The sequence below is a fragment of the Gibbsiella greigii genome, assembly GCF_039540155.1.
Classification (GTDB): Bacteria; Pseudomonadota; Gammaproteobacteria; order Enterobacterales; family Enterobacteriaceae; genus Gibbsiella; species Gibbsiella quercinecans.
On record NZ_BAABEM010000019.1, the window covers coordinates 1 to 26609 of the forward strand.

Here is a 26609-nt window from a genome sequence, read left to right on the forward strand (position 1 = left end):
CTATATCGTTGGGTATTACAGTGCACTCAGGCCACACGAATATAACGGTGGGTTACCACCAAACGAATCGGAAAACCGATACTGGAAAAACTCTAAAGCGGTGGCCAGTTTTAGTTGACCACTTCATAGCGCCATTTGATTACGGGAAGCTGGTCATACAGGTCCAAATCTTTTATTTTTGCTAAAATCTACAATGTTTAAGAATCCAGATATGTTCTACCAGTAACAGCCTTAACCAAGGACTTATCATAACTCATTGAAATTAAAAGGTTATGGAGGAGTGCGTGAGTGATACTGAAGGAAGTTTAAGGCTCCTGACCCCCGGTGAAATAGCGTTAGCGAGAACGGTTTTCGGAAGCTCCATAGTCTATCCACACGTCTGGATTCATCATGCCAGTTACTTTCCATTCAAACTTCAGGGAAGGAATACTGCGATGAGCCCTAACGGCGAACTTTATTTCCGAGACTGGTATTGTGAAGACTTTTCGACCAAGTCATTTCAACATCAACATCTTTTTATCCATGAAATGTCACATGTCTGGCAGTATCAACGGGGTGTATGGGTCAGAATGAGAGGTCTTGTCAGTGGCTTTATTAGCTACGAATATTCGTTTGAGAACAATAAAAAACTACTTGACTATAGATTAGAACAACAAGCACAGATCATAGCTGATTACTTTTTACTGCGTAAATTCGGGCTTAAGCTTTGGTTGGCAAGAAGAGCTGAAGATCGTGAAGTTTCCTATGTAGGGCCTGTGGACGATCAGCTTAATGCAAATTATCAAAGAGTTCTTGAAGGATTTCCATTCAAATGACCATTTTAAACAAATCCTTAATCTCATTAATCGTCCTTCTGAGTGGTTGCACACTGGGTGACCACCTGGAACATCGATATACTAAAGAAACATTAGTTCCTGCTCACATGAGAAATAGCGATGTATGTCTTTCCTTACCAATACAAAGCAATGAGACTGTGGTATCAGCCATCACTTACAATATTGAAAAACCCTTAGAACAGATCATTTTCCCCTCTGACAAGCAACCAGAATCTGGTCTTTTTTGCATTCTACCTAGTGAATTTAAGTTTAAAACGGGCCAGAAGTATCTCACTCAGATCGAAGTGAATATAAGAGCAGATAGTGAGGATAAAAAATCCACACGAAAAGCATATGTCTCAACATTCCAGGTCGTACTAAAAGGCGACAGACTTAATATTATTCAAACGCTTCATAAATAAAAACAATACCCGCACTCACTATGTGCGGGTTAGTTGTATTAGCTCAGACCTGATCTGACAGTTACCAGTTATTTATACAGGTATCTGTCTGTAGTGGGTCACAAAATCAAGACACCGGAATAACCTGTTTCCATTTTTCTTCATGTAAGCAAGGCGATAAACCACCATTGTTCGTATGAGGGCGGTATGCGTTGTAATAACCATTTATCCACTGGTTTATATCGCGTNACTTTTGGAAGCCATTCACTTTTAAGGCTACGAAAAACTCTTTCCATCGGCGAGTTATCCAGGCAATTCCCCCGGCGACTCATACTTTGTATTACCCCATAACGCCAGAGTAACCTTCTGTATTTATTGCTTTTATATTGAACCCCTTGATCTGAATGAAACAGCAGACGACCATCACGCGGTCGTGTTTCCAAAGCATGACACAACGCCCTGCACACCAAATCAGCATCAGCGGTTAATGAGAGGGCTGAACCGATAATCCGGCGTGAATATAAATCAACGACAAGCGCGAGATAGCACCATTTATCCTGCAGGCGAATAAAACTGATGTCGCCGCACCAGACGCGATTGGGTGCGGCAGGGTTAAACTGCCGATTCAATAAGTTTGGCAGTGGCGGGCTGTTGTCTTCGTTTACCCGATAGCGATGTTTAACCGGCTGGCGACTTGTCAGTCCGCACTCCTGCATCAGTCGTCGCGCCAGCCACCGGCCTGCATCAACGCCACTCTGGCGCAGCATCTGGCTGATTGCCCGACTCCCCGCAGCGCCACGACTGAGAGCATGAAATGCTCTCACCCGACTTCGTAATTCAATTCGTTGCACATTAACAGGACGTTTCATCTGCGCGTAATAAACGCTGCAGTGAACACCGAATAAATGACAAAGAACCAACACAGGCCACTTTGCTTTCAGCCGTGTGATTAGCGCGATAGCTTTCCGGGGACTTCGCTCATCAGCACGGCAGCCTGCTTTAGTATTTCTTTTTCCATCTCAAGACGCTTCATCTGCGCTTTAAGCTGCTGAATTTCACGTTGTTCAGGTGTAATCGCATTACCAGTGGACTCAATACCCTGAAGTTCCTGCTTATAAAGCCGTATCCATTTGCGCAAATGATCAGGATTGAGTTCGAGCGCCTGCGCGACTTCCCGAACATCTCGCTGATACTTAACAACCTTCTTGCAGCATATGTCGACGCTGCTCCGCATACTCAGCCTTGTTGTAGATCGAGCGCGAGGAGCGACCTTCTTCATGCGCCAAGCATTTTTCAATCCAGTCCCGGTTGAACCCCACTTCATTAAGCAATGTAGAGCCGGTGCGGCGCAAATCGTGAACGGTAAACGGATCCAATGGTAAACCGTTGGCCTGAGCACGCTGAACCACAAGCTGCGTGACCCGATTAAGCGTGGCGTGCGACATGCTGCGATGACCGTCATAACGTGAAGGCAGCACGAACCTTGAGCCGGAAGCACAGGTATGCAGCGCCACAAAAATATCCAGCATTTGTCGGGACAAATAAACGACGTGTGGGTTTCGTCGCTTCATCCGTTCTTTAGGGATAGTCCAGGTAGCGTTCTCGAAATCGATTTCATTCCAGGTGGCCTCCACCAGCTCGCTTTTGCGCACCAGGGTCAACAAAACCAGACGTAGGGCCAGACGGATGGTCGGGTAAGAAGCCACAGACTCGAGTTGATGGAACGCCAGGCGGATCTCGGTTGGCGAGAGCGCCCTTTCCTTCGGCGCGAAAGTGGCAATCGAGGCGGCTTTGACCTCATCGGCCGGGTTAGTGACTTTCTCCCCATGCAAAATGGCAAAACCATAAATCTGTTTAACGATATCGCGGATATGCACCGCCGTCGCCGGGGCGCCACGCGCCTTAACCTTGTTGCACAAGGCACGTAAATCATCTGGGCTGATTTCAGTGAGTAGCCGGTTACGGTAAACCGGCAGGATATCGCGCTCCATGATACTTTTGCGCATAGCGCGGGTGCTGTCGGCCATGCGCGCGTCCACCAGCCAGCGGGCCGCCATATCATCAAAATGTTTGGCAGCGGTCAAACGGCGTTTCTCACGCTGTTTTTCATGTGCCGGGGAACGCCCTTCACTAATTGCACGCTTGGCATCCAGCAGCTTTTCGCGGGCCAGCGCCAGAGAAATACCGGCAGGGCCGTAACGGCCAATAGTGAGGGTTTCGCGACGTCCGTTAAGACGGTAATCGTAGCGGAAGGTAACGGTACCGGCGACGGATACCATGACATACATGCCATCCCGGTCGGAAACCTTGTACGGTCTGGCTTTGGGCTTGAGATTGCGTAGTGCGGTGTCGGTGAGCATCGCGCTTTTCCTCCTGTTCAATGGCGGTTTTTACCGTCAGGGGTCAGGAAGTCTGAAGATGCCCCGAAAGCCGCATCACGTCTAGCTTTTGGCGGGGATTTTTACCGTCATGACCGAAAAAGAATCAATCATCAACGGGAGGGTCATAATCCGGGTCTCTTGATTTACCGTCGCGTCTACCGCCAGCCTGTTCCGCTGGCCGGCGATAGTCACCGATAGTCGCCAAAACCTATTTAATTATAAATCAAACTGTTATGGCGATTTTTCAATAGTTGGCGATAGTTCTTGAAGAACCTTGGATCACTCCCACTCGATCGTCGCTGGTGGCTTGCCGCTGATGTCATACACCACCCGCGAAATGCCATCAATTTCATTAATGATGCGGTTGGAGACTCGGCCGAGGAACTCATACGGCAGGTGCGCCCAGTGTGCGGTCATGAAATCAATGGTTTCCACCGCACGCAGTGAAACTACCCAGTCGTATTTGCGGCCGTCGCCCATCACGCCGACGGAACGCACCGGCAGGAACACGGTGAACGCCTGGCTGACCTTGTTGTACAAATCGGCCTTGTGCAATTCTTCAATGAAGATGGCATCGGCGCGGCGCAGCAGATCGCAATACTCCTTCTTCACTTCGCCCAGCACACGCACGCCAAGGCCTGGGCCTGGGAACGGGTGGCGATACAACATGTCGTACGGCAAGCCCAGCTCCAGGCCGATTTTACGCACCTCATCCTTGAACAGCTCTTTCAGCGGTTCAACCAGGCCCAGCTTCATTTCTTTCGGCAGGCCGCCCACGTTGTGGTGCGATTTGATCACGTGCGCTTTACCGGTGGCGGAAGCGGCGGATTCGATAACGTCCGGGTAAATGGTGCCCTGCGCCAGCCACTTCACTTCGGTTTGCTTGCAGGCTTCTTCATCAAACACTTCAACAAACACGCGGCCGATGATTTTGCGTTTGGCTTCCGGTTCGTCCACGCCGGCCAGCGCGCTCAGGAAGCGATCTTCCGCCGGCACGTGCACGATGTTCAACCCGAAGTGATCGCCAAACATTTCCAGCACCTGATCGGCTTCGTTCAGGCGCAGCAGGCCGTTATCCACGAATACGCAGGTCAGGCGTTTACCGATCGCACGGTGCAGCAACATAGCGGTAACAGAAGAATCCACGCCACCAGACAGGCCAAGGATCACGTGATCTTCACCCACCTGTTCGCGAATACGCGCAACCGCGTCTTCAATGATCGTCGCCGGGGTCCACAGCGCTTCACAGCCGCAGATATCCAGCACGAAGCGCTCCAGCATGCGCTGGCCCTGGCGGGTATGGGTCACTTCCGGGTGGAACTGCACGCCGTAAAAGCGTTTTTCCTCGTTAGCCATAATGGCGAACGGGCAGGTATCGGTGCTGGCAACGGTTTCAAAACCTTGCGGGATGGCGGTGACTTTATCGCCATGGCTCATCCACACGTCCAGCAACGGGTTACCGGCGGCGCTCAGGGCATCTTCGATACCTTGCACCAGCGCGCTGTTGGTCTTCACCTCTACCTGCGCATAGCCAAATTCGCGCTCATTCGAGCCCTGCACATGACCGCCCAGTTGCATCGCCATGGTCTGCATACCGTAGCAGACACCCAGCACCGGCACCCCTGCGGTAAACACATATTCAGGCGCGCGCGGGCTGTTTTCTTCCGTGGTGCTTTCCGGGCCGCCGGAAAGGATGATGCCGCTTGGGTTGAAGGCGCGAATTTGCTCTTCGCTAACGTCCCAGGCCCAGAGTTCACAGTAAACGCCGATTTCACGCACACGGCGAGCAACCAACTGCGTGTATTGCGAACCGAAGTCCAGAATAAGAATGCGATGCTTATGGATGTTTTTTGTCATGTAAGGCAAATTCCAGCAACAGAGAAAAAAGAAAAATCAATTCGACAGGATTGATTCCAGTGGCAAGGCCGGGCAATGGGGTGCCGCCCGAAGCCCTGCATGCGCGGCTGGCATCAAGCCAATGTGCGCGGGCAACGGACGGCGGCCTAATGCACAGGCCCCCGGCCAGCATCAACCCATACGGTAGTTTGGCGACTCTTTGGTGATGGTCACATCGTGCACATGGCTTTCCTGAATACCGGCGCCGCTGATGCGCACAAACTCTGCCTTGGTGCGCAATTCATCAATGGTCGCGCAGCCGGTCAGGCCCATGCAGGAACGCAAACCGCCCATCTGCTGGTGCACAATGGCTTTCAGCATGCCTTTGTAAGCCACACGGCCTTCGATCCCTTCCGGCACCAGTTTATCCGCCGCGTTATCGGTTTGGAAATAACGGTCGGAAGAGCCTTTGGACATCGCGCCCAGTGAGCCCATGCCGCGGTAAGATTTGAAAGAACGGCCCTGGTACAGTTCGATTTCGCCCGGGGATTCTTCAGTACCGGCCAGCATGGAGCCTACCATCACACAGGATGCGCCGGCGGCGATAGCCTTGGCGATATCACCGGAGAAACGGATACCGCCGTCGGCGATAACCGGGATACCGGTGCCTTCCAGCGCGTCTACGGCATCGGCGATAGCGGTAATCTGCGGTACGCCAACGCCGGTTACGATGCGGGTGGTACAGATAGAGCCAGGGCCGATACCCACTTTCACTGCGCTCACACCGGCATCCGCCAGCGCTTTGGCGCCTGCGGCGGTGGCAACGTTGCCGCCGACGATTTCCAGATTCGGGTATTTGGCGCGGGTTTCACGAATGCGCTGCAGCACGCCTTCGGAGTGGCCGTGAGAGGAGTCGATCAGCAGCACGTCCACACCAGCGGCAACCAGCGCGTCGATACGCTCTTCGTTGCCGGCGCCGGCGCCAACGGCAGCGCCAACGCGCAGGCGGCCCTGGTCGTCTTTACAGGCGTTAGGCTTGCGTTCGGCTTTCTGGAAATCTTTCACGGTGATCATGCCCAGCAGGTGGAAGCTATCGTCCACCACCAGCGCTTTCTCAACGCGTTTTTCGTGCATTTTGTGCAGCACAACTTCACGTGCTTCCGCGTCTTTCACGGTAACCAGGCGCTCTTTCGGCGTCATCACCGCGCTAACGGGTTTGGAGAGATCGGTCACGAAGCGCACGTCACGGCCGGTAATAATCCCCACCAGTTCGTTATCGTCGGTAACCACCGGGTAGCCGGCAAAGCCGTTACGCGCGGTCAGCTCTTTGACTTCCTGCAGGGTGGTGTTCGGGGTAACGGTTTGTGGATCGGTAACCACGCCGCTTTCGTGTTTTTTCACGCGCATGACTTCTTCAGCCTGGCGCTCAATGGACATATTTTTGTGGATGAAACCCAAACCGCCTTCCTGCGCCAGCGCAATAGCCAGGGCGGATTCGGTTACGGTATCCATTGCCGCAGACAGCATTGGAATATTCAGGCGGATGTTTTTGGTCAGTTGCGTGCCCAATTCTGCGGTGTTAGGCAGAACGGTAGAATGGGCTGGAACCAAGAGAACGTCATCAAACGTTAGAGCTTCTTTAGCGATACGTAGCATGGGCAATATCTCACCAGGGTGGATGCAGAAAAGATAAAATATTGCCGCGGCATTATACAGAGCGTAATCGCTTGCCTCCAGCACTTTCTTACAAAAACTCTTGATTACCTGTTTCAGCCATGTAGTATCGACCAATTAAGTGGTTGTTTTGGAATTTGATCTGGGTCACATGTCACTACCTACCTCACCGCCCATTTTTACCGTAAGCCGCCTGAACCAGACGGTTCGTCAACTGTTGGAAATGGAGATGGGGCAGATTTGGCTTTCCGCCGAGATCTCCAACTTTACCCAACCGGCCTCCGGCCACTGGTATTTCACGCTGAAAGACGATCGCGCCCAGGTGCGCTGCGCGATGTTCCGCAACAGCAACCGCCGCACCACCTTCCGCCCGCAAAACGGCCAACAGGTGCTGGTGCGCGCCAATATCACCCTGTATGAACCGCGCGGCGACTATCAGCTGATAGCCGAGAGCATGCAGCCGGCCGGTGATGGCCTGCTGCAACAGCAATTTGAGCAGCTCAAGCAAAAGCTGGCCGCGGAAGGGCTATTCGCCCAACAGGCGAAGCAAGCGTTGCCCAGCCCGGCGAAGTGCGTGGGGGTGATCACCTCCGCCAGCGGCGCGGCCTTGCACGATATCCTGCAAGTATTGCAACGGCGCGATCCTTCGCTGCCGGTCATCATCTACCCCACAGCGGTGCAGGGCGCAGAAGCGCCGATGCAAATCGTTAATGCGATAGCCACCGCCAACCGCCGTGCGGAATGCGATGTCTTAATCGTTGGGCGCGGCGGCGGCTCGCTGGAGGATCTGTGGAGCTTTAACGATGAGCGGGTGGCGCGCGCTATCTTCGCCAGCCAGATCCCGATCGTCAGCGCCGTCGGCCATGAGACGGACATCACCATCGCCGATTTTGTCGGCGATCTGCGGGCGCCAACCCCTTCCGCCGCCGCCGAACTGGTCAGCCGCAACCAGCTTGAGCTGGTGCGCCAGTTGCAATCGCAGCAGCAGCGGCTAGAAATGGCGATGGACTACTATCTGGTACAGCGCCAACAGCACTTTACCCGTATCAACCATCGCTTGCAGCAACAGCACCCGCACCTGCGGCTGGCCCGCCAGCAAACGCTGCTGCTCAAACTACAGCGCCGGTTGGAAGAAGGTATGCAGCTGCAACTGCGCGGCGCGGGCCGCCGCAATGAGCGTGCCCAGCAACGGCTGGCCCAGGCGCAGCCGCTGGGGCGTATCCATCGCGGCCAGCAGCGCCTGCAGCAGCAGGAATATCGCCTGCAGCAGGTGCTTGAGCGCCAGCTAAACGGCTACCGGCAGCGCTTTGGCGTAGCCTGCAGCCAGCTAGAGGCCGTCAGCCCGTTGGCCACGCTGGCGCGCGGCTACAGCGTGACGCAAACGCCGGCCGGCACCTTGTTGAAAACCACCAAACAAGCCCAGGTTGGCGAACTGCTGACCACGCGCCTGCAGGATGGCTGGGTTGAAAGCGAAGTGAAGAGCATCACGGTGGCGAAAAAGCCCCGCAAGAAACGTGCGGAAAAATAGCCGGCGGCTAGCGTGTTAATCAGGGAATAACGTTGCATTGCCGGGTATGGCGCCCGGCGGCGATGTGTGGCGCGATGCAAGGCGGCGTTTCAGCCGCAGCAAAAATGCAGAGAGTGAATACTTACAGCGGCTGATAACTGAACCGCACCCGCTTTTTCGAGATCAATCCATGGCCGTTCTGGCACAGATAATCCACCGCGCCACAGGCCTTCAGCGCCTGTAACGGCTGGCCGCAGTCCGGGCAGTATGCAAACTGCTGGTAGCTGCTGTTGCAGCCCTCACAATGATAGTGACCATTCACCCAGTGCATCGGCTGGCCACACTGTGGGCAAAGCGCTTCCATTTTTCCTCCCGTTTCACGCCCACCCGCGGCTTAAGCCACTGGGCGGGCGCCGACGCATGATTATTTGCTTTTCTTCAGATGGCTCATCAGGCGTTTACGTTTGCGCAGTTGATTTGGCGTCAGCGTGTTGCGCTTGCCGGCAAACGGGTTTTCCCCTTCTTTGAACTGGATACGAATGGGGGTGCCCATCACGTTCAATGAACGGCGGAAGTAGTTCATCAGATAGCGCTTGTAAGAATCGGCCAGATCGGTCACCTGGTTGCCGTGGATCACCACAATCGGCGGGTTATAGCCCCCGGCATGCGCGTATTTCAGCTTCACGCGGCGGCCACGCACCAACGGCGGCTGGTGATCTTCAGCGGCCATGTTCATGATTTTGGTCAGCATGGAGGTGTTCACACGGCGGGTGGCGCACTCATAGGCTTCCTGTACGGATTCGAACAGGTTACCGACGCCGCTGCCATGCAGGGCGGAAATGAAGTGCACGCGGGCGAAATCAACGAAGCCCAGGCGCAGATCCAGCATTTCCTTGACGTGTTCGCGGTCTTCTTCGCTCATGCCGTCCCATTTGTTGACGGCAATCACCAGTGAGCGCCCACTATTGAGGATAAAGCCCAACAGCGACAGATCCTGATCGGAAATCCCTTCACGCGCGTCGATCACCAGCAGCACCACGTTGGCGTCTTCAATCGCCTGCAGCGTTTTGATCACCGAAAATTTTTCCACGGTTTCGGTGACTTTACCGCGCTTGCGCACCCCGGCGGTGTCGATCAGCACGTATTCACGTTCGTCGCGCACCATCGGGATGTAAATGCTGTCGCGCGTCGTGCCCGGCATGTCGTAAACCACCACACGCTCTTCGCCCAGAATACGGTTGGTAAGTGTAGACTTACCGACGTTCGGGCGCCCGACGATAGCCAGCTTGATCGGCAAATCCTGCGGGTTGAAGTCATCTTCTGGCGCTTCGCCAGCTTCATCTTCGGCCAGCTCACCGCTCTGTTCCGCCCAGTAAGCCGCATTGGCTTCCTCTTCGGTCAGTTCAACTTCTTCTTCCTTCGCAGGAATGAACGGCACCAGCACATGCTCGATCAGCTGCGTTACGCCGCGGCCGTGGGAGGCGGCGATAGCATGCACATCCCCCAGACCCAGCGAATAGAAATCAGCGGCGGCCATGTCCGGATCGATACCGTCCGTCTTGTTGGCCACCAGGAAAGTCGCCTTCTGGCGGCTGCGCAGGTGTTTGGCAATCGCCTGATCGGCTGGCATCAGCCCGGCACGAGCGTCAACCATAAACAGCACGATATCGGCCTCTTCGATGGCCATCAGCGATTGGCCCGCCATGCGGGTTTCAACACCGTCTTCGGTGCCATCGATACCGCCGGTATCGATAATGATAAATTCATTACCCTCAACTTCAGCACGACCATACTTGCGATCTCGCGTTAGCCCGGGAAAATCCGCCACCAGCGCATCGCGCGTACGTGTTAAACGGTTAAACAAAGTGGATTTACCCACATTCGGGCGCCCGACCAGCGCGACGACAGGTATCATTGTTGAAGCCTCATTACTTAATAATCAATACGTTACCACGCAGCGGATTCATATCGGCAACGCAGCTATAAAAATACGAAACGGCCCCTGATGCTTCAGGAGCCGTTGCAAAACCAACCAGCGGACGTGCGCAGTTAGCGGCTGAAGGCGTAAACTTTACCGCCTTTGGCCTGGATAATCAGCTTATCGCTGGCGACGACCGGTGCCGAAAGGAAGCCGGAGCTGTCCACTTCCTGCTGGGCGACAAACCGGCCATCTGTGGTGTTGAGCCAGTGCAGATAGCCTTCGGCATCGCCAACCACCAGGTAGCTATTATACATCACCGGCGGGGTTAAATTGCGGTGCAGCAGTTCGCTCTGCGTCCATACGGTCACACCGCCATCGGTGCTCAACGCCACCACGCGGTCGTTTTGATCGACCAGGTAAATACGGCCGGCATCAACGATGAAATCATTCACCGAGCCCAGCTCACGTTTCCACATGATCTGGCCAGAACGCAGATCCAATGCGCTCAGGTTACCATTGTAACCCAATGCATAGACCACGCCGTCAACAATCACCGGGGTGGTGTCTACGTCGTTCAGGCGATCGATTTCGGTCGCGCCGCTCGGCTGGGAAATACGCTGCTGCCAAATCAGCTGACCCTGCTGCATCAGCACTGCGCTGACGCGGCCGTTATCGCCGCCGACAATCGCCGCACCGAACGCCGTTGCCGGCGCTGATTCACCGCGCAGCGAGAGTGAAGGCATATCCAGGTTCACCGTCCACTTCACCGCGCCGTCCGCTTCGTTCAGCGCCTGCAACTGGCCGTTGCTAGTGTGGATCAGCACCAGGCCGTCGCTGACGACCGGGCGGGAAATCGCCTCGCCAGCCACTTTGGTCTGCCAGGCAACGGTGCCGTCGCCGGTATTCAGGGCATACACCACCGCTTTCTCACTGCCGACGTAAACGTGGGCGCCGGCGACGGTCAGGCCGCCAGAGAGCAGCGCAGGCCGGTTGCTGGAGAAGAAACCGGTTTTTTCGGAAAGATCGACTTTCCATTTTTCATTGCCGCTGTCTGCATCGATCGCTTTCACGATACCATGGCGGTCGGCAGCATAAATCGTGTTGTCCTGGAACGCAGGGCGCAGGTGCGAATAGTATTCGCCAATCCCGTCACCAACCGACGTGCTCCATACTTTGCTCGGCGTGAACTGATTTTCAACCTTCGGCAACGGCGACATCGTTACCACGTCTTCTTCGCTGTTGAACAGCGAGCAGCCACTCAGCAAGGCAACGGACATCAGCCCAACCAAGAGTGTTTTACGCAATTGCATGGGAATTCCCCTTAGCTGGCCAAATTATTCAATTTCATTCGCAGCAGAACCTGCAGCGCCGGAGAGGCGTTGGAGCTAATGCCCTTTTGATAGGCTTCACGCGCCCCTTTGGCATCATTTTTCGCCAGCAAAATATCACCGCGCACATCTTGCTGCATCGCAACCCAGCCTTCGCCTTTAACGCCATCAAGCGTTTTCAATGCGTCATCCAATTTCTTTTCCTGCAGTTGCACACTGGCCAGACGCAAGCTAATCATTGCCTGCAGGTTGGGCTCTTTCGCCTGCTCCAGCGCCAACAGCAGTTGCTGCTCCGCCTTGGCAAAATCATTTTGCCCCACGAAGTGCTTCGCCAGCTCCAGCGCGGCAAGCACACCATAGCTGTTGCCGTTAGCCTGGATGAATTTCTCCGCCGCAGCAACGCCTTCCGCCTTCCCGCCGGCCAGTGATTCACTCACCTGCTGGTAGGACTGCGACGCTTCCATCATGCTGGTGCTTTGGTGGTTCTGCCAGTAGCGCCAGCCGACCAGGGCACCAATACCAAGTACCACACCCACCGCCAGCGCTTTGCCGTTTTCGGCAAAGAAGCGGCGCACGGTGTCGAGTTGTTCGTTTTCTGTGGTATAGACTTCCACGGTGTCCTTCTCCTCAACCTAACATCGAAGCCAGGCGCGCTGCGACTTCGCTTTGCGCCAGCGTTTCTTGTTCACCGCTGCGCAGGTCTTTTACCACTACCTGCTGGGCTGCCACTTCGTTCTCGCCCAAGATCAGGGCGGCACGAGCGCCCCATTTGTCTGCGCGGCTCATCTGTTTCTTGAAATTACCGCCGCCGTAGTTCGTCATCACTTTTAACTGCGGAGCCGCATCACGCACGCTTTCCGCCAGCGCCATCGCCGCACTCTGCGTACCTGCGCCGGAAGAAATCACATACACATCCACGGTAGCCGGCGCTTTGAAGTCCGGGTTAACGGCCTGAACCAGCAACACCAGGCGCTCCAGCCCCATAGCGAAACCCACCGCCGGGGTTGCACGCCCGCCCAGTTGTTCCACCAGGCCATCGTAACGGCCGCCGGCGCATACCGTGCCCTGAGCGCCCAAGCTGGACGTCACCCACTCGAAGACCGTGCGGTTATAGTAGTCCAGGCCGCGCACCAGGCGCTCATTAATGGTATATGGGATACCGACTTGCGATAAAAGTTCACACAGGCCGTTAAAATGCTCACGGGATTCTTCATCCAGGTATTCCGACAGGCGCGGCGCACCGTTCAACAGCGCCTGCACATCCGGGTTCTTGGAATCCAGCACCCGCAGCGGGTTGCTGTACATGCGGCGTTTGCAGTCTTCATCCAGCACGTCAACGTGCTGTTCCAGGAAAGCCACCAGCGCATCACGGTAGTTGGCGCGCGCCTCCAGCGAACCGATGGAGTTCAGCTCCAGGCTCACATGCTCAGCAATGCCAAGCGCTTTCCACCAGCGCGCAGTGAGCAGGATCAGCTCGGCGTCGATATCCGGGCCTTGCAGGCCAAAGACTTCGGCACCCAACTGATGGAATTGGCGGTAACGGCCTTTCTGCGGGCGCTCGTAACGGAACATCGGGCCGATGTACCACAGACGCTGTTCCTGATTGTACAGCAGACCATGTTCAATACCGGCGCGTACGCAGCCCGCCGTCCCTTCTGGGCGCAGCGTCAGGCTTTCGCCGTTGCGATCGTCGAAGGTGTACATCTCTTTTTCAACGACGTCGGTCACTTCACCGATGGCGCGTTTAAACAAAGGGGTCTGCTCTACAATCGGCAACCGTATTTCGCTGTAACCGTAGCTGCCAAGCACCTGTTTCAGGGTGCCTTCAATACGCTGCCACAATGCCGTGTCTGCCGGCAGGTAATCGTTCATGCCGCGGATGGCTTGAATATTCTTTGCCACGTGAATTCTCTGTCCGTTTTAGATAAAAATGAACCCGATTATAGGGACTTTGCCGGCCGGTGTTCAATCATCGCCCCCGGCCGAGCCGAAGCGTGATGGCGATTGACGAACCCTGCCTGGCCCCCGGGCCTATCAAACAAGCGGGCGTTAACGCCCGCCGATCGGTAATTAGTGCTTACTTTTCCATCAGGTTGACGGTAATAATGCGGTTTTTTTCATCCAGCATCGCAGCCTTGGCGCGGATCTTCGCTTCCAACTGATCGATCATCGCTTCGTTGTCAAAACGCTCTTTCTGCCGCACACCGTCTTCGTAGAAGCCGCTTTTTTTATGGCCGCCGGTCACCCCCATGGTGGAAACCAGCGCTTCGCCCGGCCCGTTGACCACGCAGCCGATGATGGAGATATCCATCGGCGTGATGATGTCTTCCAGGCGCTGCTCCAGCGCGTTGACCGTGCCGATCACGTCAAACTCCTGGCGCGAACAGGTTGGGCAGGCAATAAAGTTGATGCCGCGCGCCCGGATACGCAGTGATTTGAGGATATCAAACCCCACTTTCACCTCTTCTACCGGGTTCGCCGCCAGCGAGATACGCAGTGTGTCACCGATACCTTCCGACAACAACAGCCCCAGGCCAATCGCCGATTTGACCGCGCCGCTGCGCGCGCCGCCGGCTTCGGTAATGCCGAGGTGCAACGGTTGATCGATCCGCGCGGCCAGCAGGCGGTAGGATTGCACCGCCAGGAATACGTCCGAAGCCTTGACGCTGACCTTGAACTGATCGAAGTTCAGCCGATCCAGGATATCCACATGGCGCATTGCCGATTCCAGCAAGGCTTCCGGCGTTGGCTCACCGTATTTTTCCTGCAGATCCTTTTCCAGCGAACCGCCGTTAACGCCGATACGGATAGGTATGTTTTTGTCGCGCGCGCAATCCACCACCGAACGAATACGGGATTCGTTACCGATGTTGCCCGGGTTGATGCGCAGGCAATCAACCCCATACTCGGCAACCTGCAGAGCAATACGGTAATCAAAGTGAATATCGGCAACCAGCGGCACGTTGACCTGCTGTTTGATCAGTTTGAACGCCTCGGCGGCATCCATGGTGGGAACGGAAACGCGGACAATATCAACCCCCACACGCTCAAGCGCCTTGATCTGGTTTACCGTCGCTTCAACGTCGGTAGTGCGGGTGTTGGTCATTGATTGTACGGCGATGGGGGCGCCATCACCGATAGGCACCTTGCCGACGTAAATACGTGTTGATTTGCGGCGGTTAATGGGTGCTTGGTTATGCATTACTTACTCTCCATTGCCGCTCTGACAAGCAAAAGCAACCGCGCACTTACTGCGCGGCTACGGTCAGGCGGGCAACACGGTTTGACTTAATAAACCGGCTCAGATCCACCGGTTTACCTTGATACTGAATTTGTACTGCCGCCGGGGCGCCAATGGTCAGCTTATAGGGCGCGGTGCCGTTCAAGCTCAGTTTACCACCGCTTTTCTGAATGCCGCTGAACAGCGTTTTACCACTGGCGTCCGTCACCTGCAGCCAGCAATCGGCGCTGAAATCCATCACCAATGCGTTCAGATCGGCTGCGACGCCGCTCTCGGCAACGGGTGCAGCGGGTTCAGGGGCCGCGGGGGCAGCTGGCGCAGGGATCGTTGCCTGGCTGGGAGCAACCACCGCCGGCTGTTGGGCCGTTGCCGCCGGCGCCTGGGCCTGCGCGGTGCCGTTGTCCGATGCTGGCGGTTGCGCATTGCTGCTGCCGTCATCGGCAGGCGGCGTGCTGGTATCCGCATTGTCATCGTTCAACGGTATTGACTGCCCTTCCCCCTGTGAAAGCTGCGCCGAGGATTGCACCGCCATCGTGGCGATTTCGTCCTGCTGCGCCTTATGGTTTTGCCACCACCAGGCGCCGGTCAACCCCACCACCACAAACCCAATCAGCCAGGTGAAACTCATCAACCAGCCATCGCGTTTTTTGCGGCGCTTGCCCAAAGAAAAACTCTGCATGGGCGCCACTTTTGCCGCTTTCAGCGGCGCCTGCTTGGCCAACATCGGCAACAGTTCTTCTTCCGGCACGTGCACCAGCTTGGCATAAGAACGGATGTAGCCACGCACAAAGGTTGAGGCAAGATCGGCGGAAATATTGTCTTCTTCAATATCACGAACGGTGGACATTTTTAGGCACAGGCGTTCTGCAACCACCTGTTGGCTCATCCCGAGTTGCTCACGGGCTTGACGCAGGCGCTCGCCTGTCGTCATCGATACGGCTTTATCTTGGGAAGCTTCAGTATTCATTAGCTAAGAACTGCTGGTACTGTTTGGATTGTGGAAAACTTCGCGCAAGCTGCCTGCCATAGCGTTGGACGCTGTCCTGGCGGCCGGCTAACGCGGCGAAACGAATCTGTAACCATAAGCTGCTGGCGCTGGCCGGCAGAACATGCTGATAAACATTCAATAAAAGTTGCGACTGTGCGCGCTTCCCTTCTCCAAATTGTTTTTCGGCTTCCGCCAGCAACGGCGCGCCTTTGTCAGGATCGGCCTTCAGCGCGCGGGTTAATAGCGTGCGCGCTTCGTCAAACTGCCCAGCCTTTAAGAAACAATAACCTGCATTTTCCTGGCTGTCAGCCACCTGGCCGTAATCTGTAGCCCGCGCAGCGGCGCTAAACTGCTGCTGTGCCGCTACATACTGCCCTAAACTGCAAAGAAACGCACCGTAATTATTCAGCACGGTACCATTGTTTGGTGCAAGTTTGCGCGCCTGCTGGTAATGCTGCTGGGCGGCGGCGTTATCCTGCACCCGCTGATAATAAAGCGCCATACCCAATTGGGTACGGTAATCCTGTGGGGCCGCGTGTAGCGCCTTTTCCAGGTTAGGCTTGGCCGCAGCCGGATCCCCCTGGTTCAGATAGGCCAGGCCCAGTTGCAAACGCGTTTCCGCCGAGCCGTTTTGCTGGCTTGCGCTTTCTGGCCCCGAACTTGAACAACCGGCCAGCAGGCCAGCCGCTAACACCACACCCCACAGTCTCAGCTTCATGCCGTGTTCATTCCTTATCTGATTTAGCTATGGATTAGTTGTACGCATAACTAGCTGTTAGATAAAACAAAATCACACTACAGCGTTCAGACCGCCCGCACGTTGATAGGTTCCCCGGCCATTTTCTTTTTCAGCGTGCGTTTGGTGCGGTCGATCACTTCACCGGCCAATTGCCCACAGGCGGCATCGATATCGTCGCCACGGGTTTTACGAACAATAGTCGTAAAGCCGTATTCCATCAATACCTTGGAGAAACGGTCTACGCGGCTGTTGGAGCTGCGGCCATATGGTGCGCCCGGGAACGGGTTCCATGGGATCAGGTTGATCTTGCATGGCGTATCTTTCAAGACCTCCGCCAATTGGTGCGCGTCGTCGGTGCTGTCGTTCACGTGATCCAGCATCACATACTCCACCGTCACACGCCCTTGGTTGGCATTGGATTTAGCCAGATAGCGGCGCACTGCGGAGAGGAAGGTGTCGATGTTGTATTTGCGGTTGATCGGCACGATCTCATCGCGGATCGTATCATTTGGCGCATGCAGCGAAATCGCCAGCGCGACATCGATCATATCGCCGAGCTTGTCCAACGCCGGCACTACGCCGGAAGTCGACAGCGTTACGCGGCGTTTGGACAGGCCGAAGCCGAAATCATCAAGCATGATTTCCATCGCCGGCACTACGTTGGTCAGATTAAGCAGTGGCTCGCCCATGCCCATCATCACCACGTTGGTGATTGGGCGCTGGCCGGTGACTTTCTGGGCGCCGATGATTTTCGCCGCGCGCCACACCTGGCCGATAATTTCAGAAACCCGCAGGTTGCGGTTGAAACCCTGCTGCGCCGTGGAGCAAAAACGGCATTCCAGCGCACAGCCCACCTGGGAAGAGACGCACAGCGTCGCACGGTCCGCTTCGGGGATATAGACGGTTTCAACCTGTTGATCGCCGACCTTGATCGCCCATTTGATGGTGCCGTCGGAAGAGCGTTGTTCTTCAGCCACTTCAGGCGCGCGGATCTCGGCGATGTTTTGCAGCTTCTGCCGCAAAACTTTGTTGATATCGGTCATCTGCTCGAAATCATCGCAGCAGTAATGATAGATCCATTTCATGACCTGATCGGCGCGGAAGGGTTTTTCGCCCATTTCAGCGAAAAACTCGCGCATTTGCTGACGGTTTAAATCCAGCAGGTTAATTTTGGCCGCGGCCGGTTTTTCCGTTTTAACGGTTTGATTTGTCAGCGAATTATTTTCAGACACGATATGCTCAGATGCGATGGGTTCTAACATGATGATCTATGGCCTCGTTATTACACGTTATGGCGCGAAAAGAAGAGAATAAGTTTGCAATTTAGCCTGCGTTTACACCGCGGCACGCCCCAGGTTTGCCCAGGCAATGCAGCAACCGGGAGTAGAAAAGCAGGCCCCGGACAAGGCGTCTTATCCGGGGCGCGGCATTGTACAAATTTTAGTAGCGCGTTTCCATGTCTGAAAGGCTATCGGGGCATTTTTATTGTTTCATCCGATAAACAGCGCCCTGCAGCACAGGTGAACAAGCTATCAACGCGGGCAGATTTCGCTTTCGTCAAAGAAGTAAGCGATTTCACGCGCCGCAGACTCTGGAGAGTCGGAACCGTGTACGGCATTGGCGGTGAAGCTGTCCGCGTAGTCAGCACGCAGGGTGCCGGCCAGTGCGTTTGCCGGGTTAGTCGCGCCCATGATGTCGCGGTTACGTTGGATGGCGTTTTCCGCTTCCAGCACCTGCACCATGATCGGGCCAGAGGTCATGAATTCAACCAGGCCATCAAAGAATGGGCGGCCTTTGTGCTCGGCATAGAAGCCTTCCGCCTGCTCACGGGTCAATTTGAGCATTTTAGCGGCGATGATTTTAAAGCCCGCGCGCTCGAAACGTGCATAGATAGCGCCGATATCGTTATTAGCAACGGCGTTCGGTTTTACGATGGAGAAGGTACGTTCTACGGTCATAATGGCCTCTGTCTAACTTCCAAAACAGGTCGGGCGCAAATATCCCCCTTATCGGTCAAAGCAGGCGTATTGCCCTTCCTGCAGCTTGACGTATTTGGGGCATAACTGAGCCAGCCTTCCAAGTGGCGCAGATTATATGTGTGTCATTAACGCTTGCCTACGGGAAAATCAACATTCCATTAAAAAAATGTTAGCGTTATTCCTCATAATCAACGCGTGAATCCCATTCTATACCCAAATCGCCATAAATGGGCGAGCGCCGCCGGCTATTCCAGGCGGAACGCTTTCAGCGCCACCTGCCCGCCTTCATCCAACACGCTGAGTTGATAGCGGCCCGGCTGCGCCAGCGTTTGCAACAGGCTATCGCCTTCGCCCACCAGTTGGCCGTTAAGAAACCACCAGCGTTGCCCACTGCCGCCCTGCGCCGACACCCGCAGCGCGACCGCATGCTGGCCCGGCAAACGGCGCAGAATCGCGCCGTCGTTCACCCCAAGCAACAGGAGCGGCGCCACCGCCTGCTGTTGCAACGGCGGGCACTGGCTGCTTATCGGCGGCAACCGCTGCGCCCGGCGCTCTTGCGGCGGCAGCCAGGGCTCAAGCGGCAACGGCCACAGCATCACCCGGCGCGGCATGGCGCCTGGGCAATCCGCCGCAACCCGCTCGCCGTTGGCATTCAGCCAAACCAGCGGCTGGCTACCCTGTGCGCTTTCCTGCCCCGGCGCGGGCAACGTAGGCGGCATGGTGCCATCCAGCACCCAGCCTAGCCGGCGCTGGCGGCAGTTGCTGTCGCCGGCCGGCAACGGCTGCCCACCCGGCCAACAGATCACCGCGCGGCTCACGCTCGCCGGCCGCGGATCCAACGGGATCCCCTGCCCGCTTTGGCGCAGTGAGGCCAATAATAGGTTATTGACCTGATGCAGCATCGGCACCGCCGTGGCAAAGCCGAACTGGCCAGCGACCGGGGTGCCATCCGGCCGCCCCACCCAAATGCCAATGGTGTATCGGGCATTCACGCCCAACGCCCAGGCATCGCGGTAGCCATAGCTAGTGCCAGTTTTCCACGCCAGCGGCACGCGGTTGGATAAAGCGTCATCCGGCAGCGGCCGGGCCTGCCCGGCCAAAATACGGCGCACGATCCAGGCCGCCCCCGGCGACAACAACGGGCGATTGCGCAACGCCTGGTTTGGGGTAAAGCGCAGCGGCGCGGCCTTCCCCTGGCGCGCCAGCGCGCTAAAGCCGGCCACCAGTTGATCCAGCCGGGCGCCTGCACCGCCGAGGATCACCGCCAGGTTAGGCTCGGCATGCGGCGGCAGGCGCAGTTCAATGCCCGCATTGCGCAAGTTAGCGGCGAAACGCTTCGGCCCGTAGGCCTCCAGTAGCTGCACCGCCGGCAAATTAAGGGAACGGGCCAGCGCTTCGCTGGCGCTGACCGGGCCATGGAACCCGGTATCAAAATTGCCGGGCCGATAGTCGCCGAAACGCCGGGGCACGTCCTGCAACAGGGATTCAGCGTGGATTAAACCGTCATCCAGCGCCAAGCCATACAGCAACGGTTTTAGTGTTGAACCGGGCGAGCGCCAGGCGGCCACCATGTCCACATGGCCAAAACGGCTGTCATCGTTGAAGTCAAGCGAGCCCAGATAAGCCCGCACTTTCATGCTGGTGTGATCGACCACCAACACGCCGGCCGAGGTTTTCTCCGGCAGTTGGCTTTTCCACACGCGCGCCAAGTCCTCCAGCCGCTGCTGCAAGGTGGCATCCAACGTGGTGGTTATCACCTGTTGGTTTTGGCCTTGCAACATCCGGCGCGCCAGCAGCGGCGCCAACTGCGGCACCTGGCGTGGCGCCAGCCACACGGCTTCCTGGCGGATTTCCGCCACCTGCCGTTGCGGCCAAACGTGGTAATAGGCCAACCGAGCCAGCACTTTGTCACGGGCCGCCTGCGCCCGCAGCGGATAACGATCAGGCCGCAGGCGGCTTGGCGCCTGCGGTAATACCGCCAGCAGGGCCGCCTCTCCCGGCGTCAGCGCAGACGGCGGTTTTCCCAGGTAAGCCCAACTGGCCGCACCCACGCCTTGCAGCGTGCCGCCGAAAGGCGCACGGTTCAGGTAGATCTCCAGAATCTGCGCCTTCGAGAGGTGCCATTCCAACTGCGCCGTGCGCCAAACCTGGTGCAGCTTGCCGCCAAGGGTTCGGGGGTGCGGATCGATGAGCCGCGCCACCTGCATAGACAGGGTACTGCCGCCAGAAATAACCTGCCCGCCCAGTAAATCCTGCCAGGCGGCCCGCAACAGCGATAACGGGTTCACCCCTGGGTGGCGATAAAACCAGCGATCCTCATAGGTCAGCAACGCTTGCAGATAATAGGGGGAAACGTCCGCCAGGGTAACCGGATAACGCCACACCCCGTCGCTGTCGGCATAACGCCACAATGGGGTGCCGTCTTCTGCGGTCACGACGCGCGCCATCTGCGCTTCCGCCAGCGGCAGCGGCCACTGCCGATCCGCCCACCACAGCAACAACAGTGGCAGGCAAACAGCTAACAGCCACCGCGGCCAACGGCGGCGCAGATAGCGGATCAGGCGGCTCATGGCACCCTCACGCCCCGCTGCGCGCAGCATCGCCGCCGTGGGCGGCCAGCCTAGCGGCCAATCTCAAGCCGCTGCGGGGTTTCCCCCACCGCGCGCCAGTTGGGCACGTACATCGATTCCACCTGCGGCGCCGGGATCCGGTAAACGCCGGGCGTCACCGCACGGGCCAGATAGACCAGCGTTGTATGCCGGTAACCGTCAATATCCACCGCCGCTACGTAGCGATCGTCACGGAACTCCTGGTGGCGGATTTCCGCCTGCTGCATATCCTGCAACAGCTCCGCCAAGTTGCTGGCGCTTTCTTCCAGGCTGGCGCTGCTGTCGGCCAGGTTTTGGTTTTCCAGCTCCAGGCCGGCCGGCAACAGGTCAACCACTAGCGCATCCGGCACGTGAGTGGTGGCCGAGATGTCTAAATGCACCACCACCAGTTGGCCGCTTTTCAACGCATCAAGCGCCAACGGCTTGCCATCAAGCCCCAGGAACTCGCGCTCAATGTTCAACACATTGCTATGGGGCAACGGCGCCTGCTGCGGATACCCCACCACATCAAGCAAGCCATACAGCGTACCGTCGCCGGTATTGGTCAGGTGGATGCCGGCCACCAGCTTATCTGCCGGCAGCGTTTGCCCCCATGGCCGATCGCCCGCCAGCGTGTCGCCTTCGGTCGTCTGGGCCTGCCAGTGCGTTTGCGTATTGCCGATCAGGTTACGAGTTGCCAGGAACAACGCGTTGCTTTCCTGTGTGGATAGGTATTCCTGGCCGACAAGGCGTTCGCTCAGCGACAACAGCAGCCGATCGCGCGTTGGTGGCAGCAGGTCGTTTTCAGCCAGCAGCGCCAATATCAGCGCATCATCACGCAGCGGGCTGCCGTAATCGGCCAGCAGATAATCCCGGGCATTACGTTGGATCGCCAGCCCCTGTTCGAGCGCCTGGTTGGCACGCGGCATATCGCCCATCAATTTCAGAGCAATGCCCATCTGCACCAGCGGCAGGCCGGAGCGTGCGTCCGCACGGCGTTCATACAGTTGGCGCAGCGCCCCCAGCGGGGCTTTCTGCTGCCGCGCCAGAACCAACCCGGCATAAGCCTGCACCGCCAGGCGGGTATGATCCGGGAATGAACTGTAAGCCACATCAATCTGGTTGCTATCCTGCAGGTAACGCTGCAAACGTTCATTCGCCTTGGCCAGCGCATCCGCCGGCACGCTGTAGCCCTGCTCGCCGGCCCGAACCAAGAAATCGGTGGCGTAGGCGGTCAGCCAGAATTCCTCCTGGCTTTCGCGGCTCCATAAACCAAAGCCGCCGTTATAGCGCTGCATACTGAGCAAATGCTCAATACCGGCGTCAATACTTTGGCGGCGCGATTCATCACTGCCAGTTTTAATGCCCAGCGCGGTAAGCTGCGCACGGTTGGTATACAGCGAAGGGAACAGGCCGCTGGTCGTCTGTTCCAGGCAGCCGTACGGATAGGCATACAGTTCTTGGACGTAACGCGCCAGATTGATCGGCGGGCGGCTGCTCAATACCCACTGCCCTTCCAGCGTGGAGACCACCAGCCCGCTATAGGCTTCCGGCGGCAATGCCCAGCTATCGCCGGGGCGCATCACAGCCGAAAAGTGGCGGGTTTGGCCAGGATAAGCCGGGCGCACGCCGATCGGCCAATGGTGCTGATAATCCGCGACGTCCTCTCCCGGCAGATTTAACCCGCTAACGGTCAGCGCCACATCCCCCTGGCCGAAGCCCGCCAGCGCCTGTACCGGCACCCGCAACGTTTTACGTTCGCCCGCGGCCAGTTGAACCTGCTGTTCACCGGCGCCCTGCAGGCTAAGCAAACCACTGGCCGCCAGCTTCACTTGCAGGGCCTGCGGCTGGCCGGTCAGGTTGCTGAGATCCAACGCCAACTGCGTGCTGTCGCCGCCGGCCAGAAAGCGCGGCGTTGCCAGCTCCGCCACCAGCGGTGCGGCCACAATCACTTTCCCTTCCGCTCTGCCGAAGTCTTCATCGCTCCATGCCTGCGCCATCAGGCGCAGTTCACCGTTAAAATCTGGAATCGCAAGCGTGATTTGGCCTTCGCCGTTGGCATCCAGCGCCACGGGTTGCGCCTGTTGCGCCACGATCGTCACCGTGCTAATCGGCTTTTTGCCGCCGCGCGCCAGCGGATCTTCATCGTCGCCATCGCCGCCATAGCGCAGGCTGGCCAACCGCCCTTTGCCTTCGATCAGTTGCCCGTAAACGTCGTATTGATCGGCGCCGTAACGCTTGCGGCCAAAGAACGCCTGATACGGATCCGGCGTTGCGTAGCCGGTGATATTCAGGATGCCGCTGTCAACGGCGGAAAGCAGCACGTTGATCTGTTTTGGCAACTCGCCGCTACCGCGCGCCGCTTTAACCTTTACCGTTAACGTTTTATTCGGCCGTATTTGCGCCGGCGCATCCAGCGCCAGCGCCAACTTGCGATCGGCCCCCGCCAGCGGCAGGTGCAGCAGCCCGACAGCCCGTTTCGGCAGCGCCTGCTGTTGCTTATCGCCGGGGCGGATCACCAGGGCGCTCAGATAAAGATCGTGACGGGCCCACGCCTGATTGACCGGCACCTCAACCTCGGCGCCGTTTTCCGGCACGTCCAGTTCCTGCCACCACAATGGGCCATCGCTGGATTCGACCAGCAGATAACCTTTGCCTGCCGCCGGCGCTTCTATACGCACGCGGGCTTTTTCACCCGGCGCGTAGGCCGGTTTATCCAGCTTCAACTTCACCTGGTCCGGGCGCACCACGCCGCTGCCGCCGGTGTTGTCTTGCCAACGGTAGCCGGCCCAGAAACGCACACTGCTCAACATGTGGCTTTGCGGATCCACCACTTCCAGGCGATACGCCCCCCACTCAACCGGGAAGCTGACCCTGGCGCTGCCGTTGGCGGCGATATCCACGGTTTGCTCCGCCAGCGGCAGATCCTTTTTATCGTACAGCGATTGCCAGCCTTCGCTTTCCGACCACTGCCAATAATAATCGCGCCGCTCACGGACCAGGCGCGCCTTCAGCCCGTGGGCCGCTAGCCTTTCACCGGCGATGTTGGCATACACGATATCAAAGCCCGCCTGGCTATTTTCATCCACCATCGCCTGCATTTGCTGGCTGTCGGTGCGGTAGTCATACACCGGCTGTTTGCTGAACAGCGGGCGGATACCCGGCAGCGCTGCCGCGGGCCAGATGGCCTGCTCGGCCCGGCGCGTTACCGGGCGGCCGCCGGATTCCAGCAGGCTGGCCTGGATAACCGCCTTCAGCGGGGATTTTACCCCGCCCCAGGTGCTGTCTAACGCTATCTGCGCCTTACCGGCGGCATCCAGCGCCTGATCAAACTCGTCCATATTGCGCACTAGGTTTTCTTCCGTGACGGAGCCAAACTCATAACCCGGCAGGCTGCTGACGGCTTCGCGCAGCGGCCGCAGAAAAAGCTGCCCCTGCAACGCGTTGCCGGCGGCGGGCGCGCCATAGAGGTAATGGCCGCTGACGCTAAACGCCAACGGTTCATCCGGGCGCAACGGCTGCGGCTGCGCACTGATAGCCAGCGCCATGCGCTCCGGCAAAAAGTCTTCCACCCGGAAGTGATATAACCGCGGCTGATTGTCACCGACATTGAAACGCAGCGACCAGGTGCCGGTCGGCGCGTTTTGATCGATGGGATATTGGTATTGATACAGGCCGTTTTGTGGCTGCCAGACAAAGCTGCGCGCCACCTGATCGTCAGGTTTGACGATCTCGACCTTAACCGGCTGGGCCGGCAGCGGTTTACCATCGGCATCGCGCAGCAGGCCGTTGACCACCAGCGTCTCACCCGGCCGGTAAATATCGCGCGGCCCAAAGGCAAAGAACTGTTTGCTATAGCCCGCCGGGCCCGCAATATCAAACTCGGCCAGATCGAGCGCCGGCGCAGACAGATCGATCATGCTGGTTTGCCCCTGCTGGGTCGCCAGAAGCAGCCGTGCCTTGGCGCTTTTTTCCAGTTGGGCATGGCCCTGGCGATCCGTGCTCGCCTGCGCCAGCGCCCGGCCTTTTTCATCCAGCACGCTCAGTTCAACCCCTTCCAGAGCCCCGCCGCTTTCCAACCGTTGAGTGAAGACATCAAGACGATCGTGGTAGCTGTGTAGAGAAACGCCAATGTCGCTCAGGGTAAACAGGGTAGCCGGATTACTATAACCGTAGTGCCCAGCCTGCTGCATCACCGCCAGATAAACCCCCGGCTGCTGCAGTTTTTCGATGCCGGCCAGCGGCAACAGCAGCCGCTCGCGGGTATTGCGCGCGGGGTTGAGATCAAAGCGCCCGCTATAGACCAGATCCGCCATTTTCAGCAGATCTTCGGATTCCCAACTGGAAAGCGCGCTACGGTATTCCCAATTGGCCAAAAACGCGGGCAGTGAAGCCGCTTTAATGCGAAAGAAATTCACGTCGACGCTGTCGACGTTAAGCGCCATGACCGGTAGCCCGGCAGCCAGCTTGGTCGGCAACAGAGAGCCTTTGCTGGCAAAGCCGACGCTGGGCGTAATGTCGCGGGTCGTCAGGGTTTGCTGCTGTTGGTCGCCTAACTCGGCGCCGTTGAGCGCTTTCAAGCCGCCCTCGACGGTCAGCACCAGCTTGCGGTTCGGCGGCAGATGCCGCAGGCGCAGCTCCGTTAAGTTATCGGCAAGCTCCCAAACGCCGTCAATTTTGCCGCTGGCGCTGTCCACCAGGTGCACGCGCGCCATAAAATCCTGGTTTGGATCCAGCGGGATAGAGAAGGTCAGCACCATGGCGCTGGCGCCATCCAGCTGTAGTTCGGCCGCGTCCAGCAGTTTGAGCGGTTTGCCGGCGTCGCGCCGTGCCAGCGCCGCCAGTGCATCGGCACCCGGTGTTTTCGCCGGGGCGGCGGCCGTGGGTTGCCCCGTAGCGGCGGATATAGCAGGCGGATTATTATCACAGGCGGCGAGCAGCCATAACCCACCCGCCAATAAGATGCCCTGCAAAAGCGATTTGCCTGATGCAAATGCCCGGCGACGGCATAATTTCATCGTTTAACTCCCTGGCACGATAAGCGCTGTCCTGATGGCGAAAACGCGGAATACCCGCCACACCTCACTTCGCCGGTGCGTTGCCGGAGTTACGCGGCCCATAGCTGAGCCACGCCTCTGCGGCGCACGGCCTGCAACGCGAGTTATTTTGGGTAGATATGCGGAGAATAATAGCGTGCAGGCCGGCGGGCGG

The 26609-nt window shown here is 57.4% G+C and carries 18 protein-coding genes and 1 pseudogene; 3 read left to right on the top strand and 16 right to left on the bottom strand.

What is annotated here, in order from left to right; genetic code table 11:
* The first annotated feature begins 284 nt into the window (after positions 1-284).
* Both AC559G_RS12820 and AC559G_RS12825 read left to right on the top strand, forming a co-directional pair.
* Complete coding sequence (locus AC559G_RS12820) at positions 285-815, top strand: type IV secretion protein Rhs (RefSeq protein WP_498912790.1); 531 nt, start codon at positions 285-287, stop codon at positions 813-815.
* Positions 812-1237 (top strand): putative T6SS immunity periplasmic lipoprotein, encoded by a 426-nt coding sequence (locus tag AC559G_RS12825; protein ID WP_498912791.1) that lies wholly within the window; start codon positions 812-814, stop codon positions 1235-1237. The genes AC559G_RS12820 and AC559G_RS12825 overlap by 4 nt, the downstream gene beginning before the upstream one ends.
* Positions 1238-1343: 106 nt before the next feature.
* On the opposite strand, the pseudogene AC559G_RS12830 reads toward AC559G_RS12825, so the two are convergent.
* The 4 genes and pseudogenes from AC559G_RS12830 to guaB all read right to left on the bottom strand — a co-directional run bounded on the left by AC559G_RS12830 (position 1344) and on the right by guaB (position 7089).
* Positions 1344-2450: pseudogene (locus AC559G_RS12830) on the bottom strand (IS3 family transposase).
* Positions 2410-3576: a tyrosine-type recombinase/integrase gene (locus AC559G_RS12835; RefSeq protein ID WP_498912792.1), complete on the bottom strand. Its 1167-nt coding sequence runs from the start codon at positions 3574-3576 to the stop codon at positions 2410-2412. The pseudogene AC559G_RS12830 and the gene AC559G_RS12835 overlap by 41 nt, the downstream one beginning before the upstream one ends.
* 300 nt (positions 3577-3876) lie before the next feature.
* Positions 3877-5454: a glutamine-hydrolyzing GMP synthase gene (gene guaA, locus AC559G_RS12840; protein ID WP_279025150.1), complete on the bottom strand. Its 1578-nt coding sequence runs from the start codon at positions 5452-5454 to the stop codon at positions 3877-3879.
* A gap of 171 nt (positions 5455-5625) precedes the next feature.
* Positions 5626-7089, bottom strand: a complete 1464-nt coding sequence (gene guaB, locus AC559G_RS12845; protein ID WP_145957820.1) for an IMP dehydrogenase — start codon at positions 7087-7089, stop codon at positions 5626-5628.
* Positions 7090-7258: 169 nt separating this feature from the next.
* On the opposite strand from guaB, the gene xseA reads away from it, so the two are divergent.
* Positions 7259-8635 carry an exodeoxyribonuclease VII large subunit gene (gene xseA / locus AC559G_RS12850; protein ID WP_498912793.1) on the top strand — a complete coding sequence of 459 codons (1377 nt, stop codon included), beginning with the start codon at positions 7259-7261 and terminating at the stop codon, positions 8633-8635.
* A gap of 121 nt (positions 8636-8756) precedes the next feature.
* Here xseA and AC559G_RS12855 read toward each other — a convergent pair whose 3' ends face one another.
* The 12 genes from AC559G_RS12855 to AC559G_RS12910 all read right to left on the bottom strand — a co-directional run bounded on the left by AC559G_RS12855 (position 8757) and on the right by AC559G_RS12910 (position 26416).
* Positions 8757-8978, bottom strand: a complete 222-nt coding sequence (locus AC559G_RS12855; protein WP_498912794.1) for a zinc ribbon domain-containing protein — start codon at positions 8976-8978, stop codon at positions 8757-8759.
* A 60-nt stretch (positions 8979-9038) separates the two neighbouring features.
* Positions 9039-10529: a ribosome biogenesis GTPase Der gene (der, locus tag AC559G_RS12860; RefSeq protein ID WP_279029660.1), complete on the bottom strand. Its 1491-nt coding sequence runs from the start codon at positions 10527-10529 to the stop codon at positions 9039-9041.
* 134 nt (positions 10530-10663) lie between these two features.
* Complete coding sequence (gene bamB, locus AC559G_RS12865) at positions 10664-11845, bottom strand: outer membrane protein assembly factor BamB (protein WP_438597258.1); 1182 nt, start codon at positions 11843-11845, stop codon at positions 10664-10666.
* A gap of 11 nt (positions 11846-11856) precedes the next feature.
* The gene (locus AC559G_RS12870) at positions 11857-12477 is read right to left on the bottom strand and encodes a YfgM family protein (RefSeq protein WP_498912795.1); all 621 of its coding nucleotides are present in this window, start codon (positions 12475-12477) and stop codon (positions 11857-11859) included.
* A gap of 13 nt (positions 12478-12490) precedes the next feature.
* Positions 12491-13765, bottom strand: a complete 1275-nt coding sequence (hisS, locus tag AC559G_RS12875; RefSeq protein ID WP_498912796.1) for a histidine--tRNA ligase — start codon at positions 13763-13765, stop codon at positions 12491-12493.
* Between the two features lie 175 nt (positions 13766-13940).
* Complete coding sequence (ispG, locus tag AC559G_RS12880) at positions 13941-15065, bottom strand: flavodoxin-dependent (E)-4-hydroxy-3-methylbut-2-enyl-diphosphate synthase (RefSeq protein ID WP_462614215.1); 1125 nt, start codon at positions 15063-15065, stop codon at positions 13941-13943.
* A gap of 46 nt (positions 15066-15111) precedes the next feature.
* Positions 15112-16071, bottom strand: a complete 960-nt coding sequence (gene rodZ / locus AC559G_RS12885; RefSeq protein WP_498912797.1) for a helix-turn-helix domain-containing protein — start codon at positions 16069-16071, stop codon at positions 15112-15114.
* Positions 16061-16810, bottom strand: coding sequence for a type IV pilus biogenesis/stability protein PilF/PilW (gene pilW, locus AC559G_RS12890; protein ID WP_498912798.1), 750 nt, complete (start codon positions 16808-16810; stop codon positions 16061-16063). Before pilW ends, rodZ begins: the two co-directional genes overlap by 11 nt.
* Positions 16811-16896: 86 nt before the next feature.
* The gene (gene rlmN / locus AC559G_RS12895; RefSeq protein ID WP_438596910.1) at positions 16897-18093 is read right to left on the bottom strand and encodes a dual-specificity RNA methyltransferase RlmN; all 1197 of its coding nucleotides are present in this window, start codon (positions 18091-18093) and stop codon (positions 16897-16899) included.
* 270 nt (positions 18094-18363) lie between these two features.
* A complete protein-coding gene (ndk, locus tag AC559G_RS12900) occupies positions 18364-18789 on the bottom strand; it encodes a nucleoside-diphosphate kinase (protein ID WP_095847608.1) in 426 nt (141 codons plus the stop codon).
* 266 nt (positions 18790-19055) lie between these two features.
* Positions 19056-21380, bottom strand: a complete 2325-nt coding sequence (pbpC, locus tag AC559G_RS12905) for a penicillin-binding protein 1C (protein WP_498912799.1) — start codon at positions 21378-21380, stop codon at positions 19056-19058.
* A 50-nt stretch (positions 21381-21430) separates the two neighbouring features.
* A complete protein-coding gene (locus AC559G_RS12910) occupies positions 21431-26416 on the bottom strand; it encodes an alpha-2-macroglobulin family protein (protein ID WP_498912800.1) in 4986 nt (1661 codons plus the stop codon).
* Positions 26417-26609 lie beyond the last annotated feature (193 nt).